The sequence below is a fragment of the Bradyrhizobium sp. BTAi1 genome, assembly GCF_000015165.1.
Taxonomy (GTDB): Bacteria; Pseudomonadota; Alphaproteobacteria; order Rhizobiales; family Xanthobacteraceae; genus Bradyrhizobium; species Bradyrhizobium denitrificans.
In genome coordinates this window covers 5,743,257-5,759,418 of sequence record NC_009485.1, presented here as the reverse complement: position 1 = coordinate 5,759,418, position 16,162 = coordinate 5,743,257, and the positions used below count along the sequence as shown (strand labels likewise).

General features: G+C 65.3%; 11 protein-coding genes. 10 read left to right on the top strand and 1 reads right to left on the bottom strand.

Annotated elements, in window-relative coordinates:
- Positions 1-43 precede the first annotated feature (43 nt).
- The 9 genes from msrB (at position 44) to BBTA_RS25825 (ending at position 13,599) form a co-directional block, all read left to right on the top strand.
- The gene (gene msrB / locus BBTA_RS25865; protein ID WP_012045458.1) at positions 44-547 is read left to right on the top strand and encodes a peptide-methionine (R)-S-oxide reductase MsrB; all 504 of its coding nucleotides are present in this window, start codon (positions 44-46) and stop codon (positions 545-547) included.
- Positions 548-841: 294 nt separating this feature from the next.
- Positions 842-2,647, top strand: coding sequence for a flagellar hook-basal body complex protein (locus BBTA_RS25860; RefSeq protein ID WP_012045457.1), 1,806 nt, complete (start codon positions 842-844; stop codon positions 2,645-2,647).
- A 44-nt stretch (positions 2,648-2,691) separates the two neighbouring features.
- On the top strand, positions 2,692-4,557 hold the full coding sequence (gene flgK / locus BBTA_RS25855) for a flagellar hook-associated protein FlgK (RefSeq protein WP_041750893.1): 1,866 nt from the start codon (positions 2,692-2,694) through the stop codon (positions 4,555-4,557).
- 12 nt (positions 4,558-4,569) lie between these two features.
- Entirely contained in the window at positions 4,570-6,441 is a 1,872-nt protein-coding gene (locus tag BBTA_RS25850; RefSeq protein WP_012045455.1) for a flagellar protein, read from the top strand.
- Between the two features lie 93 nt (positions 6,442-6,534).
- Entirely contained in the window at positions 6,535-7,341 is an 807-nt protein-coding gene (locus tag BBTA_RS25845; protein ID WP_012045454.1) for a hypothetical protein, read from the top strand.
- 10 nt (positions 7,342-7,351) lie between these two features.
- Entirely contained in the window at positions 7,352-8,980 is a 1,629-nt protein-coding gene (locus BBTA_RS25840; protein ID WP_012045453.1) for a hypothetical protein, read from the top strand.
- 52 nt (positions 8,981-9,032) lie between these two features.
- Complete coding sequence (locus BBTA_RS25835) at positions 9,033-10,223, top strand: RimK family alpha-L-glutamate ligase (RefSeq protein WP_012045452.1); 1,191 nt, start codon at positions 9,033-9,035, stop codon at positions 10,221-10,223.
- Positions 10,220-11,728, top strand: a complete 1,509-nt coding sequence (locus BBTA_RS25830; RefSeq protein ID WP_012045451.1) for an aspartate aminotransferase family protein — start codon at positions 10,220-10,222, stop codon at positions 11,726-11,728. Before BBTA_RS25835 ends, BBTA_RS25830 begins: the two co-directional genes overlap by 4 nt.
- Positions 11,729-12,054: 326 nt before the next feature.
- Positions 12,055-13,599 (top strand): flagellin, encoded by a 1,545-nt coding sequence (locus BBTA_RS25825; RefSeq protein ID WP_041751618.1) that lies wholly within the window; start codon positions 12,055-12,057, stop codon positions 13,597-13,599.
- A 132-nt stretch (positions 13,600-13,731) separates the two neighbouring features.
- Here BBTA_RS25825 and flbT read toward each other — a convergent pair whose 3' ends face one another.
- Positions 13,732-14,175 (bottom strand): flagellar biosynthesis repressor FlbT, encoded by a 444-nt coding sequence (gene flbT, locus BBTA_RS25820; protein WP_041750891.1) that lies wholly within the window; start codon positions 14,173-14,175, stop codon positions 13,732-13,734.
- 387 nt (positions 14,176-14,562) lie between these two features.
- On the opposite strand from flbT, the gene BBTA_RS25815 reads away from it, so the two are divergent.
- On the top strand, positions 14,563-16,107 hold the full coding sequence (locus BBTA_RS25815; protein ID WP_012045448.1) for a flagellin: 1,545 nt from the start codon (positions 14,563-14,565) through the stop codon (positions 16,105-16,107).
- Positions 16,108-16,162: the final 55 nt, after the last annotated feature.

Genomic DNA, 16,162 nt, shown 5'->3' with positions numbered 1-16,162 from the left:
TCCCATCCGTAATTCCGGCAACCCCCGCCGCACGGAGACCGCCATGATCGACCGCCGCCTGATGCTCACCACCGCTGCCGGACTGTTCGGTTTCGCCGCCTTGCGCTGGTTCGGCGGCTCCGCGCCCGCCCGCGCCGCCGAGAAGTTCGAGATCGAGAAGACCGAGGCCGAGTGGCGCGCCCAGCTGACCCCGCAGCAATATGAGATCCTGCGCGAGGAGGGCACCGAGCGGCCCTGGACCAGCCCGCTGCTCAAGGAGCACCGCAAGGGCATCTTCGCCTGCGCCGGCTGCGACCTGCCGCTGTTCTCCTCGGAGACCAAGTTCGACAGCGGCACCGGCTGGCCAAGCTTCTTCAAGCCGCTCGACAATGCGGTGGGCACCCGCCAGGACAAGACCTACGGCATGGTCCGCACCGAGGTGCATTGCCGGCGCTGTGGCGGCCATCTCGGCCATGTGTTCGATGACGGCCCCAAGCCGACCGGCCTGCGCTACTGCATGGACGGCCTGTCGCTGGTGTTCCATCCGGCCAATCCCTCCTCGACCTGACGAATCTGCGCCCGGATTCGCCGGCGCGCCCGTTCAAGCCTGGACAAGCGGGTCTGACGACGCGCCGGCGCGTGCAACATGCAGCTGAGCCGGGGCGCGATTGCGCGCGTCTGGCCCGGCAAGAACTGCCGGCTCGGCAATTGTTCACCACTTTTGATACTCGTTTTTTGACGTTGTCATTTCGCAAGTCGCTGATTTCGCAGCGAATTCATATTTGGCACGGCGATTGCGACACTCTCCACGAAAACGCGGCCAGGGGCGGACCGGCGGCCGGGTCAATGTGGAGAGAATGGTATGGGTATCTTCGACGCGATGAACACCTCGGTGAGCGGTCTGTCCGCTCAGTCATTCGCGCTGCAGAACATTTCCGGTAACATCGCGAACGCGTCGACCGTCGGCTACAAGGGCATCGGCACCAGCTTCGAGGACCTGATCCCCAACGCCACCAACCCGACCCGGCAGAATGCCGGCGGCGTGACCGCCTTCGCCAAAGCGACCATCACCACCCAGGGCACCGTCTCGACGTCCTCGGTCGCCACCAACATGGCGATCAATGGCGACGGCTTCTTCAACGTCCAGAAGGCCTCGTCGGTGGTCGACAACGTGCCGGTCTTCACCGGCGTCACCAACTACACCCGGCGTGGCGACTTCCAGCTCAATGCCAACGGCAACCTGATCAACGGCGCCGGCTACTACCTGATGGGCGTGGCGGTCGACCCGAAGACCGGCAACGCCACAGGCAACGTGCCGACCGTGCTGCAGTTCGCCAACAATTTCGTGCCGGCGCAGGCGACCACCGCGATCCAATATGCTGCCAACCTGCCGACGCAGCCGAAGACCGGCGCCAGCGGCAACGCGGCCACGGGCACGCTGGTCGCGGCCGGCGGCCTCAACTCGGCCGACCTCTCCAACGTGCCACTGCCGGTCGGCACCAATTTCTACGCCGACTCCACCGTCACCGGCGGCACCGCCGTCAACAAGAATGCGGCGAACATCACCACATCGACCTTGCTGTCGGGCGCGGCGGCGACCGACTCGATCACGACCAACTTCACCGCCGGCGACACCATCACTCTGACCGGCAGTGCTGGCGACGTCGTCACCTTCACCTTCGTCGCCTCCGGCGCTTCGGGCACCCAGATCAATGTCGGCGATTCCGTCGGCACGCTGCTGGCGAAGATCGCCGCGGTGACCGGCGTGCAGCCGACCATCACCGCCGGCAAGATCACGCTGCATTCCGGCAGCGGCGAGAATTGGAGCCTGAGCAGCGCCTCGGCCGGCTTCACCGCGCTCGGCTTCACATCGCCGGTGGCGCTGAACCGCACGGCGAGCGCCGGCACCGGCATCGTGATCGGCAACGACCTTACCAATTTCAACAACGAGACGATCTCGGGCGGCGCGGTCACCGCCTACAACTCCGCCGGTACGCCCGTGAACGTGCAGCTGCGCTGGGGCAAGGTCGACAGCTCGACGCTCGGCACCGGCCACAAGGATATCTGGAACCTGTTCTATCAGACCAATTCGAGCGCGACCGGCTCGACGGTGGCCTGGCAGAATGTCGGCACCAATTTCACCTTCGCCTCCGACGGCTCGCTGACCTCGCCGACAACGTCGTCGATCTCGATCCCCAACATCGTGGTCGACGGTACCACGCTCGGCACCGTCAGCCTCAACATCTCCTCCGGCGCGCTGACGCAATATGCCAGCACGATCGGCTCGGCGACCATCAACAACATCACGCAAAACGGCTTCGCCGCCGGCCAGTTGCAGTCGGTCGCCGTCAACAACAGCGGCATCGTCACCGGCACCTTCTCCAACGGCCAGACCATCAACCTCGCCCAGGTGACGCTGTCGCACTTCAACGGCACCAACTATCTGAAGGCGCTCGACGGCGGCGCCTATGAGGCGACCGACCAGTCCGGCCAGGCCATCATCGGCGCGTCCGGCAAGATCTCGGGCGGCTCGCTGGAAGGGTCGAATACGGACATCGCCGACGAGTTCACCAAGCTGATCGTGACCCAGCAGGCCTATTCGGCCAACACCAAGGTGATCACGACGGCCAATTCGATGGTGCAGGATCTTCTGAACGTGCTGCGCTGATCGCGCTGAGACGTGGCAGTTGAATTGACATAAGGCAAACGAACATGGGTTTGAGTTCAGCCCTCTCGACCGCGATGTCCGGCCTGCGCTCGACGCAGGCGGCGCTGTCGATCATCTCGTCGAACGTCGCCAACGCGAACACGCCTGGCTACGTCGCGCAGAACCCGAACCAGATCGAGGTCGCCAGCGGCGGCTTCGGCTCGACGGTGATGACGACCGGCGTCAACCGTCAGCTCGATTTGTTCGTCCAGAACCAGCTCCGCACCGAGACCTCGGGCGGGGCCTATGCCGATCAGATCGCCAACATCCTGAAGCAGCTGCAGAGCGTGTATGGCACGCCTGGCGGCAGCGGCACGTTGGAGACGTCGCTCAACAATTTCACGACGGCGCTGCAGTCGCTGTCGAACAATCCGAGCAACCAGTCGGCGCAATCGGTGGCCATGTCCGCCGCGCAAGGCCTGGCGCAGCAGCTCAATGCGACCACCAAGGGCATCCAGACCCTGCGCAGCAATGTCGAGCAGGACATCGGTAACTCGGTGACGCAGGCCAATGCGGCAATCTCCCAGATCGCCACGCTCAACACCCAGCTGCAGGGCCTCAACACCTCCGATCCGCTGTCGGCGACGCTGCAGGACCAGCGCGACAACGCCATCAATACGCTGTCGAAATATGTCGACATCCGCGTCGTCTCGGACGGCAGCAACGGCGTCAGCGTGTTCACCAATTCGGGCGTCCAACTGGTCGGGGCGGGCCTCAGCTCGCAATTCACCTTCTCCTCGCCGGGCACGCTCGACGCCACGTCGCAGTACAACAGCAATCCGACCAAGAGCGGCGTCGGGCAGCTCAACATCAAGCTTTCAAACGGCGTCTCGCTCGACGTCGTGTCCAACAATCTCCTGAACTCCGGCCAGATCGCGGCCGATCTCAAGCTGCGCGATCAGACCCTGGTACAGGCGCAGACCCAGGTCGACCAGCTCGCAGCCACCATGGCCTCGGCGCTGTCCGACAAGACCACGGCCGGCACGGCGGTCGCTGGTCCTCCGGCCGGCTTCGACGTCTCGACCACGGGGCTGCTCGCGGGCAACACCATCAATCTGACCTACACGGATTCGAGCAACGTTCAGCGTCAGGTCAAGATCGTCAACGTCAACGATCCCGCGGCGCTGCCGCTGCAGAACGCCACCAATGCCAATCCCAGCTATGTCGGCGTCGATTTCTCGCTCGGCATGGCCTCGGTGGTGTCGCAGCTGAACAGTGCGCTCGGCAGCGCGCATCTGCAGTTCTCGAACCCGTCGGGAACCACGCTGCGCATCACCGATGACGGCACCAGCCAGGCGACCGTCAAATCTGCCTCGGCGACCACCACGGTGCAGACGCTCGCCAGCGGCAGCGCGCAGCTGCCGGTGTTTACCGATGGCGGGGCGCTCTACACCGGCACGATCACCGCGTCCGGCTCGCAGATGACCGGACTGGCCGGGCGGCTCAACGTCAATCCGGCGCTGCTCAACGACCCGACCAAGCTGTCGACCTATTCGACCTCGCCGCAGACCGCGGCCGGGGATTCGACGCGGCCCGATTTCCTGTTCGCGCAGCTGACCTCGGCCACCTTCACCTATTCGCCCAAGACCGGCCTCGGCTCAGCAGCCCAGCCGTTCCAGGGCACGGTGTCCGGCTATCTGCAGCAGGTCGTCAGCCAGCAGGGCAGTGCGTCGACGCTTGCGACCCAGCTCAGCCAGGGGCAGAGCGTGGTCGTCAGCACGCTGAAGGAGAAGTTCAACTCGACGGCCGGGGTCAACATGGACAGCGAAATGTCCAACCTCATCCAGGTCCAGAACACCTACTCGGCCAACGCCCATATCATGTCGGTCGTGCAAAGCATGATGCAGAGCCTGCTCCAGGCCTATCAGTAAGGCGCGTGTAAGATGTCGATCAGCAGTATCAACTACGGAAGCTCTCTGCTCGGCCTGTCCGTGCGGAACATCACGAGCCAGCTCGCGGACCTTTCGACGCAGCTGTCGAGCGGCACCAAGGCGAACAACTATGCCGGCATGGGGCCTGACGAGGGCTTTGCGATCGCGGCGCGGGCGCAGCTGTCGAACATCTCGGCGTTCTCGCTGACCATGACGCATGTCAACACGGTCATCGGCGCGGTCAACACCTCGCTGCAGTCGTTGTCCAAGATCGGCGGCCAGGTGCAGAGCGGGGCTTCGGCCACGCCGCAGAACCTGACCAGCAGCGGACAGACCACCGGGCAGCAGACTGCATCGTCGAACCTGTCGGCCATCGTCGGCATCCTCAATACGCAGGTCGGCGACCGCTTCATCTTCTCCGGCAGCGCCACCGACCGGCCGGCGCTGGCTTCGGCCGACGACATTCTGAACGGCACCAATACCCAGGCCGGCCTGAAGCAGGTGATCGCGGAACGGCGGCAGGCCGATCTCGGGCTGAACGGTCTCGGCCGCCTCAACCTGTCGGCATCCGCCACCATGCCGATCACTCTGTCGGAAGATGTCGCGGGCTCGCCCTTTGGCTTCAAGCTCGGCTCGGTGACCTCGTCGCTGACCAATGCCACCGTGACCGGCCCCTCCGGCTCGCCGGCCGGCATCTCTGTCGATCTCACCGCCGGCAATCCCAATGCCGGCGACCAGATCAGCTTCACCTTCAAGCTCCCGGATGGAACGTCCGAGTCGATCAAGCTGACGGCCTCGACCACGACGCCCGCGCCGGCCAATACATTCGCGATCGGCGCGACGCCGGCGGCGACCTCGGCCAATCTGAACGCGGCGCTGAACACGGCGCTGTCGACCCTCGCGGGCACCTCGCTGGTCGCAGCCTCCGCGGTGACGGCCGGCGACAACTTCTTCAATACGGCAAGCTCTGTGTCGGGCACCGCCGTCAACAACAAGGCCGCGACGCCGGCGCCGATCACCGGCGCCACGCTGCTGTCCGGTGCGGCCAGCACCGACTCGATCGCCACCAATTACACCGCCGGTGATACCATCACCGTCAACGGTCAGACGCTCACCTTCGTCGCCTCGGGGGCGAACGGCAACAACCAGATCAACGTTACCGACAGCGTGCAGACGCTGCTGTCGAAGATCGATGCGCTCAGCGGCACCTCCAAGCCTTCGACGGTGAGCGGCGGCGTCATCACCCTGCGCACCGACGATGCCGCGAGCTTCTCTGTCTCCAGCTCCAATGCGGGTGCCTTCGCCGCGCTGGGGTTCTCAGGCACCGTGACGGCGGCGACACCGCCGCTGCGCGTCTCCGGCTCGCCGCTGGGATCGGCGACTAGCCTCGTCAACGGCTCCGCCACCACGGTCAACTGGTACACCGGCAATAGCGGACCAGGCACGGCGCGGTCGAGCTCGACCATCCGCATCGACACCGCGCAGAGCATTCAGTTCGGCGCCCAGGCCAATGAACTCGCCATCCGCAATCTCGTGCAGCAGACCGCGGTCTACGCCGCGGTGAACACGCCGCCGGCCGCCACCAATGCCGGCCCGCAGATCGCCGCGCTCAGCCAGCGGATCGCGGCCAACCTGACGCCGCAACTCGGCCAGCAGTCGATCTCGGACATCCAGACCGACTTCGCCAACGCCCAAACCACGATGAAGGATGCCACCGCGCGCCAGACCCAGGCGAAAGCGGCGATGCAGAGCCTGGTCGACCAGACCGAGGGCATTTCCCAGAACGAGGTCGCGAGCCAGATCCTGCAGCTGCAGACCAACCTCCAGGCGTCCTACCAGACGACCGCGATGCTGGCGCAGCTGTCGCTGGTGAAGTTCCTGTAAAATAGCGGGAGGCGTCGGTTAGGCTTTCGTTAACCACGTCTCTTTAGCTTTTATTCAGATCCGGGGCGGGAGCCTCTTCATCTGGAGGCTGACGTGAGCGACGTGACCGACGAGCGGATTCATTTGGTGATCGCGACCCCGTGCTTCGGCGGCCAGGTGTCGAGCATCTATGCGAGCTCGTTGTTCGCCCTGCAGCGGGAGCTGCGAACCACGTCGAATGTCGACCTCACCGTTCACATGCGCGACGGCGACGCGTTGATCACGCGGGCCAGGGCCAATCTGGTTACGCTGTTTCTCAACGATCCGACTGCCACGCATCTGCTGTTCGTCGATGCCGACATCGGCTTCACGCCCCGGCAGGTGTTCCGGCTGATCGAGTCCGGCGGCGACATGGTTGCCGGTGTCTATCCGATCAAGAAGGTCAACTGGACCAAGGCGCGTCGGGCCATCAGCGACAACCGCATGGACGTGCCGGCGGCGGCGCTGGATTACGTTCTGGAGATCGACAATCCGGATCACGTCGCGGTGGTCAATGGTTTCACCCGCGTGCGATACGCCGGCACCGGCTTCCTGATGATCCGCCGCCGCGCGATCGAGGCGATGATCGCCCATCCGGGCTATGCGCCGCTGCGGTTCTTGCGCGAGCATTCGCAGGATGCGCTGGCCGGCAGCCCCAACCGTTTCGCACTGTTCGAATGCATGATCGAGCCGGAGACCGGCACCTATCTCAGCGAGGATTTCGCGTTCTGCAGGCGCTGGACCGATCTCGGCGGCGAGATCTGGGCCGATCTCGACAGCCGGCTCGATCACGTCGGCCCAGCCGTATTCTATGGCAATGTCGCCTCGCAATTCGCGTCGGCAATGGCGGTCCCGACCGCTGCTGCAGTCGATGCGGCCTGATGATCGCGCGATGAATTCGGCTGCGACCCGGTCGGAAATCAGGGACTCGTCGGGGGCCGATCGGCCGCCGCAGCGCGCCGGGGGTGGGCTGCGCGACCTGTTCGCCTTGCTCGGCGATCTTCTGATCGATGGCGGCGACACCCGCCTTGCCTTGGACCGGCCCTGGGGCCGCAGCGCCTATGGCTGCGGGCCGGCGCCCATGCCCGACCTGCTGTGCTTTGCCTCGAGCACGGCCTCGCCGATTTCCGAGCGCGCTTATGCCCATGTGGAGCGCGCACGCGAGCAGCTGATGCATGCGGCGATCTCGATCGGCCTGGAGGCGGCGCTCGACCGGCGCACCGAGGAGATGCGCTGCGAGTTGCGGCAGCATCTCGCTCTGCCCGATGATGTCGACATCGTCTTCTCGCCATCCGGAACGGATTCGCAGCTGCACGCACTGGCGCTGACGCGGGCATTGCTCGGTGATGCCGTGACCAGCGTGATCGTGGCGTCCGACCAGACCGGCAGCGGGACGGCGGCCAGCATGCGCGGCAGCCATTTCAGCACGCGGACGGCGAATGGCGTGGCTGTGACCAGGGAGGCGCCGATCGAGGGCCTGTCCGGTGAGGCCGTGCCGCTGCCGCTGTTGGACGGCGGCACGCTGCAGCCGCGCAGCGACATCGACGCGGCGGTGCTCGGCGCCGTCGATGCCCTGGTTCGCGATGGACGCCACGTGCTGCTGCAGGTGATGGACGCCTCGAAGCTCGGCTGGCAGGCGCCGGGGCGTGAATGCCTCGAGGAGGTGGCACAGCGCTGGCCCGGCCGCGTTCAGGTCGTGGTCGATGCGTGCCAGATGCGGCTTGGCGGGCCGCGGCTGCGCGACCATCTCGCGCGCGGCCATCTGGTGCTGATCTCGGGCTCCAAATTCTTCGGCGGTCCGGCCTTCAGCGGAGCGCTGCTGGTGCCGCGCGCCGTGTCGTCGGCGTTGCGCGACGGCGGTCCGGTGGCGTCCGGCGTGTTCGACTACGTCAATCGTTCTGACTGGCCGGTGAACTGGACCGATCTGCGGGCGCGCTCGGTGCCGCGCGCCAATATCGGTCAATGGCTGCGCTGGGAGGCGGCCCTCGAGGAGATCGCGGCCTATCACCGTGTGCCCGTCGCATTTCGCCGCATGGCGATCAGGCAGCTCGGCGAGGCGATCGACAGCCTGCTGGTGCTGTCACCCGTGCTGCGTCCGATCGCGCGCCGCGAGCTGGCTGCGGACGACGACAATGGTGAGTTCGGCTTTGCCACCATCTTCCCGTTCGCGCTGCAGCGCCACGGGCAACTGCTCGGCGTCGGCGAAACTCAGGCCGTCTATCGCGCGCTGCAGTTGGATTTGAGCAGCCGCTTCAGCGGGCGCCTGGCCGGTGTCGCGGCCCGTCAATGTCTCGTCGGCCAGCCGGTCCGCATCGAACGTCCCTGCGAAGCGCCGATCGCCGCGCTGCGGCTGTGCATCGGCGCTCGCCAGGTGACCGAGGCGTGGTGTGACGACATCACCGGCTGCCGCATCAATCTCGAAGCCGAGATCGACCATATCGTCGACGTCGTCGCCAAAACAGAGCTGCTCGTGTCGGATGTGAGCAGCCAGGATCTCAGGGATATCTGCAATGCCAATTGATTTGCTCGCGCTCGCAGACTCGGCATGCGCAGGGTGTGCCGACCGGATCGGCATGGCCAAGATCGCCAAGGCCGCGTTCGACGGCCAGGATCTCGAGCCGCAATGGACCGCATTGCTGGCCAAGCTGCTCGGCGGCACCGCCGCGCCGGGGGAAGGGCTCGACCTCGCGCTGATGGCGCAGCTGCGCGGCGACAAGGCATCCGGACTGGCGATCCAGCACGACGTGCTGCAATCGCATCAGCTCTATCGCGTGGCGGGCGGCAATGCGCCGCCGCGGCTGCGCGTGCTGGCGCTCGCGGCCGCCACCGACATGGGCAGCAACACGCCGATCGAGTTCCTGCTCGAAGACAGCGACATCGAGTTGATGCTGCTCTACATCGTCCCGGGTGCGGAGCTGCCGTCGCCGCTGCCGGCCCACGACGTCGCCATCGTCATCGCCTCGGATTCGGACGATTGCCAGCATACGCTGCGCGAAATCGACGCCGTCGCGGCGCGCTGGCCGCGCCCGCTGCTCAATCCGCCGCAGCGCATCTGGCATCTCGATCGCGACAAGCTGCATGCGCTGCTCGAAGGCATCGAGGGTCTCTCGATCCCGGCCACCATTCCGGTCAGCCGCGAGCGGCTGAACGAGGTCGCGGAGGAGCGCGAGCCGATCGAGGACGTCGCTGCCGCGCTCGGCTTTCCGATTATCGTCCGGCCGCGCGGCTCGCATGCCGGCGTCGGCCTGGAGAAGGTCGATGAGCCGATCGAGCTCTCGCTTTATCTCGACGAGCGCGAGGAGCAGGAGTTCTTCGTGTCGCGCTTCATCGATTATGCGAGCGAGGACGGCCTGTTCCGCAAATATCGCGTCGTCTTCGTCGATGGCGTGGCTTACGCCTGCCACATGGCGATCGCGCGGCGCTGGGACATCTGGTACCTCAACGCCGGCATGGCCGCCAGCGAGGCCAAGCGCCTCGAAGAGGCGGCGTTCATGCAGACGTTCGACATCGGCTTCGGCCGCCGTCACCGCTCCGTGCTCGCGGCCATCGCCGAGCGCATCGGCCTCGATTATTTCATCATCGATTGCGCAGAGACCAAGAACGGGTCGCTGCTGGTGTTCGAGGCCGACAACACGGCGGTGGTCCACAACATGGATCCGCCGGACGTCTTTCCCTACAAGCCGCCGCAGATGCAGAAGATCTTCGCGGCGTTCGCCGCCATGATCGCCAAGCGGGCCGCTGCGGCGGCCGAGCGCGCCGCGTGAGCACCGCCGCGCGCATCGATCATCTGTCGCGGCCGGCGGCGACGCTGGACCCGCAGGACTGGGACGAGCTGCGTGCGCAGGGGCACCGCATGCTCGACGACATGATCGATTACGTCGCCGGCATCCGCGACCGCCCGGTCTGGCAGCCGATGTCCGAGGCGACACGGGGGCGCTTTCGCAGCGAGTTGCCGCGCGCTCCGACCGATCTCGCCGACGTCTATCGCGACTTCAACGAGCTCGTCGTTCCCCACGCCACGGGCAACGTCCATCCCGGCTTCATGGGCTGGGTGCATGGCGGCGGCACAGTGGTCGGCATGCTTGCCGAGATGCTGGCGGCCGGATTGAACGCCAATCTGGGCGGCCGCGACCATGCGCCGATCGAGATCGAGCGGCAGGTCGTCGATTGGACGCGGCAGCTGTTCGGCTTTCCACAGGGCGCCAGCGGACTTTTCGTGACCGGGACCTCGATGGCCAATCTGATGGCCGTGCTGGTGGCGCGTCGCGCGGCGCTCGGTGCCGCGGTCCGGCAACAAGGGCTTGGCGAGCCCGGCAGGAGGCTGCGCGCCTACACGTCGACCGCCGCGCATGGATGCATCGCCAAGGCGCTGGACATTGCCGGCCTCGGCAGCGATGCGCTCGGTTGCATCCGGACCGACGCCGCGCACCGCATCGACATTTCGGCGCTCCGGACCGCGATCGCGCAGGACCGCAACGCCGGGCTGCATCCGTTTCTCGTGGTCGCTTCGGCGGGCACGGTGGACATCGGCGCCATCGATGATCTGGCGGCCGTGGCCGAGTTCTGCCGCGGCGAGGGCCTGTGGTTTCACGTCGACGGCGCCTTCGGTGCGCTCGCGATGCTGTCGGCCGAGCTCGCACCGAAGCTTGCCGGGATCGAGCAGGCGGATTCCATCGCGCTCGATTTTCATAAATGGGGGCAGGTGCCCTACGACGCCGGATTCCTGCTCGTGCGTGATGGCGAACGGCATCGGGAGACGTTCGCGTCGCCGGCGGCCTATCTGCGGCGCGAAACGCGCGGTCTCGCGGCGGGCGCCGAATGGCCGTGTGATCTCGGGCCGGATCTGTCGCGGGGTTTCCGGGCGTTGAAGACCTGGTTCACGCTGCGGACCTTCGGGGGCGATGCGCTCGGCACGATGATCGCGAACAGCTGTGCGCTTGCACGCGAGCTCGAGGCGCTCGTCCTGGCCGAGTCCGAGCTGGAGCTGCTTGCGCCGGTCAATCTCAACATCGTCTGCTTCCGCTACCGCGCCGACGATGCTGACTTGATCAATCGAGAGATCGTCGCCGACATCCACGAATCCGGCATTGCCGCACCGTCGACGACCACGCTGGACGGACGGCTCGCAATTCGTGCGGCGATCGTGAATCATCGGACGCAGCGCGCCGACATTGCGAGGCTGGTCGCTGCGGTGCTGAGCTTCGGACGGCAGCGCGCCGCCGGCCTCACGCCGCTGTTGCAGATCGAGTCGCCGCCGCTGGCCTTGTGATCGCGTCGCGCATCGCACCGTGAAAGGCGCTTGGTGCGGGAGCGCTCGGAACCTCTTCAAAGGTGGTTTACGGGACGTGAAGAACCGGCCTGTTTGGTAAATCCGTGAGCCTTTTCAACGGGCCTTCGTGGCCGGCGCGGATGCGCCTGACCGCACTAACTACCTGTCTGTGGAATTGAAACGGAAAGTCGCTGCAACCGCTTCAGCGTTTGTTAGCCACTGCCGTTCACCGTGACGCCCGTCGCCAAGGTCGACACATTCGGCCCGCAACGACGCTCGATCTCGAAGGGATCGGGTCATTTGCTTCACACCAGAAGGGTATGAAAATGTCAGGTATCGTTCTCTCGGCGTCGGTGCGCCAGAACCTGCTGTCGCTCCAGTCGACGGCGCAGCTTCTCGCCACCACCCAGAACAATCTCTCCACGGGCAAGAAGGTCAACTCGGCACTCGACAATCCGACCAACTTCTTTACCGCCCAGGGCCTCGACAACCGCGCTTCCGACATCTCCAATCTGCTCGATGGCATCGGCAATGGCGTGCAGGTTCTGCAGTCTGCCAACACCGGCATCACCTCGCTGCAGAAGCTCGTCGACAGCGCCAAGTCGATCGCCAACCAGGTGCTGCAGAGCGCGGTCGGCTATTCCACGAAGTCGAACGTGACCTCAGCTGCGCTGACCGGCGCGACCACCACCAGCCTGATTGGCGCCAGCTCGACCGCCGTCACCGGCTCCGTCGTGCTGAACGACAACACCTCGACCGCGGTGGCGATCACCGGCTCGACCAAGCTGTCGGGTACGCCGAGCACCTCGTCGAACGACCTGGCCTCCAGCATCACCACCGGCGACACGCTGGTCGTGAACGGCACCACCTTCACCTTTATCGCCGGCACGTCCTCGTCCGGCACCAATATCGGCGTCGGTGACAGCGTTACGAACCTGCTGTCGACCATCCAGAGCGCGACCGGCGTCACCTCGTCGATCACGGCTGGCGCGATCACGCTGACGCCGCCGGCGGCAGGGCTGACATTGTCCGGTACGTCGCTGGCCAAGCTCGGTCTCAGCGCGGTCGGCAATTCGCTGTCCGGGCAGACGCTGACAATCGCCGCCACAGGAGGTGGCACGGCGACCAGTGTCACGTTCGGTCTGGGAACAGGGCAGGTCAACTCGTTGAACGACCTCAATGCGAAGCTTGCGGCCAACAACCTGCAGGCATCGTTCGACACGGCCACCAGCAAGATCACGATCTCGACCACGAACGATGCGGCCTCGGCGACGATCGGTGCGATCGGTGGTACGGCGGCGGCGTCCAGCCAGTCCTTCAACGGTCTGACGGCGGCGGCTCCGGTGGCTGATGCGACCGCGCAGTCGCAGCGGTCGAGCCTGGTCGCGCAGTACAACAACGTGCTGGCGCAGATCAACACGACCGCAGCTGATGCCTCGTTCAACGGTGTCAACCTGCTCAACGGCGACACGCTGAAGCTCACCTTCAACGAGAACGGCAAGTCCACGCTGTCGATCACCGGCGTGACCTTCAACACCGGCGGCCTGGGTCTGTCGACCCTGACCGCAGGCACCGACTTCCTCGACAACAACTCGGCGAACAAGGTGATCGGCGTGCTCAACACGGCGAGCTCCACGCTGCGCAACGAGGCGTCGACCTTGGGTTCGAACCTGTCGGTGGTGCAGATCCGTCAGGACTTCAACAAGAACCTGATCAACGTGCTGCAGACCGGCTCGTCGAACCTGACCTTGGCCGACACCAACGAGGAAGCGGCCAACAGCCAGGCGCTGTCGACCCGCCAGTCGATCGCGGTGTCCGCGCTGTCGCTCGCCAACCAGTCGCAGGCAAGCGTGCTGCAGCTGCTGCGCTGAGGCACGGTCGCATCATCGAAGAAAACCGAAAGCGGCGGGGGAAACCCCGCCGCTTTTTTCATGCGCTCGCCGTCGAGGAGAGGGCCGGTTCCGTCGCGGGGCCGCGCCCTTGCGATTGGGAAGAGAGGCGGCTCAGGCCGCCGAGCTTACAGGCTTGTTCTGCGCCTCGGCTTCGGCCTGCTGTTCGGCTTCGGCCTGTTCGATCAGCTTCTTCTCGTAGGCGACGAGCTTCTTGGCCTCCTTCAGCGCCTGATAGAGGTCGCCGTTGAGGATATGGCCGTTGATGGCCTCGATGATCGGCCACGCGCTCGGCACCGTCGTGATGATGTCGCGCAGCAGATTGAAATAGGTGCCGTGATTGGTGTCCGTTCCGGGGGAGATGTACATCAGCTGGACCGCCAGATAGACGAGCTTGGCCGGCGTATCGGCGGTCTCGGGCGTCAGAATATCCTTCTCGCGCAGGATCGGAATGTTGTCGCCATCGATCAGGAGCCGCGCGCGCTGGTCGGTGTTGGTGATCACGCAGGAGCCGATGATGATGCGTTCATGCGGCTTCAGTTCGACTTTCAAGGCCATTCTCGTTCTCCGTTGCCGCGATCGGTGCGGCGCCGAACCTGCTTCCTCGAGGCCGGCGGCCATGCGGCGGCCGGTGCAGAATGTGCGAAGAGCCTGCGGCGCGATCAGTCGGCGCGCAGCAATCCTTTCCGAACATGGTTAATGATCGGTAAACATCAGCATTTGCCGCGAAAAATCGCTGATTTTTGAGACGATTGGTTGCGTGCGGCCGACTTGGCGGGGCTTCGCACCCGCACCCGGAACGGTCTGCGCGAGGGCAGGGTTTCACCTTTTGTTAGCTACCCCTGTTTACCTTAACGGACGTCGCCCGGTCGCGCAGACGATCGCGGGCGTCGCCTTGATCCTGAAGGGATCGGGCAGTTTGTTTCACACCAGAAGGGTATGAAAATGTCAGGTATTGTTCTCTCGGCGTCGGTGCGCCAGAATCTGCTCTCGCTCCAGTCGACGGCTCAGCTCCTCGCCACCACCCAGAACAACCTCGCCACGGGCAAGAAGGTCAACTCGGCACTCGATAATCCGACCAACTTCTTCACCGCCCAGGGCCTCGATAACCGCGCTTCCGACATCTCCAATCTGCTCGATGGCATCGGCAACGGCGTGCAGGTTCTGCAGGCCGCCAACACCGGCATCACCTCGCTGCAGAAGCTCGTCGACAGCGCCAAGTCGATTGCCAACCAGGTGCTGCAGAGCTCGGTCGGCTACTCCACCAAGTCGAACGTGACCTCGGCAGCGCTGGCCGGTGCGACCGCCTCGAGCCTGATTGGCGCCAGCACCACCGCCGTCACCGGTTCCGTCGTGCTGAACGACAACACTTCGAGCGCGGTGGCGATCACCGGCACGACCAAGCTGTCGGGTACGCCGGGCACCTCGTCGAACGACTTGGCCTCCAGCATCACCACCGGCGACACGCTGGTTGTGAACGGCACCACCTTCACCTTTATCGCCGGCACGTCCTCGTCCGGCACCAATATCGGCGTCGGTGACACCGTTACGAACCTGCTGTCGACCATCCAGAGCGCGACCGGCGTGACCTCGTCGATCACGGCGGGCGCGATCACGCTGACGCCGCCGGCGGCAGGCCTGACATTGTCCGGTACGTCGCTGGCCAAGCTCGGTCTCAGTGCGGTCGGCAATTCGCTGTCCGGGCAGACGCTGACAATCGCCGCCACAGGAGGTGGCACGGCGACCAGCATCACGTTCGGATTGGGAACGGGACAGGTCAACTCGCTGAACGACCTCAACACGAAGCTTGCGGCCAACAACCTGCAGGCCTCGTTCGACACGTCGTCCGGCAAGATCTCGATCACCACGACCAATGATGCGGCCTCGGCGACGATCGGTGCGATCGGTGGTACGGCGGCGGCGTCCAGCCAGTCCTTCAACGGTCTTACGGCGGCGGCTCCGGTGGCCGATGCGACTGCACAGTCGCAGCGGTCGAGCCTGGTCGCGCAGTACAACAACGTGCTGCAGCAGATCAACACCACCGCAGCCGACGCCTCGTTCAACGGCGTCAACCTGCTCAACGGCGACACGCTGAAGCTCACCTTCAACGAGACCGGCAAGTCCTCGTTGTCGATCACCGGTGTGACCTTCAACATCGCAGGTCTCGGCCTGTCGAACCTGACTGCGGGCACCGACTTCCTCGACAACAACTCGGCGAACAAGGTGCTGAACGTGCTCAACACGGCCAGCTCCACGCTGCGGTCGGAGGCGTCGACCCTGGGTTCGAACCTGTCGGTCGTGCAGATCCGTCAGGACTTCAACAAGAACCTGATCAACGTGCTGCAGACCGGCTCGTCGAACCTGACTCTGGCCGACACCAACGAGGAAGCGGCCAATAGCCAGGCGCTGTCGACCCGCCAGTCGATCGCGGTGTCCGCGCTGTCGCTCGCCAACCAGTCGCAGGCGAGCGTGCTGCAGCTGCTGCGCTGAGGCACGGCCGCATCATCGAAAAATCAAAGGCGGCGGGGGAGACCCCGCCGCTTTT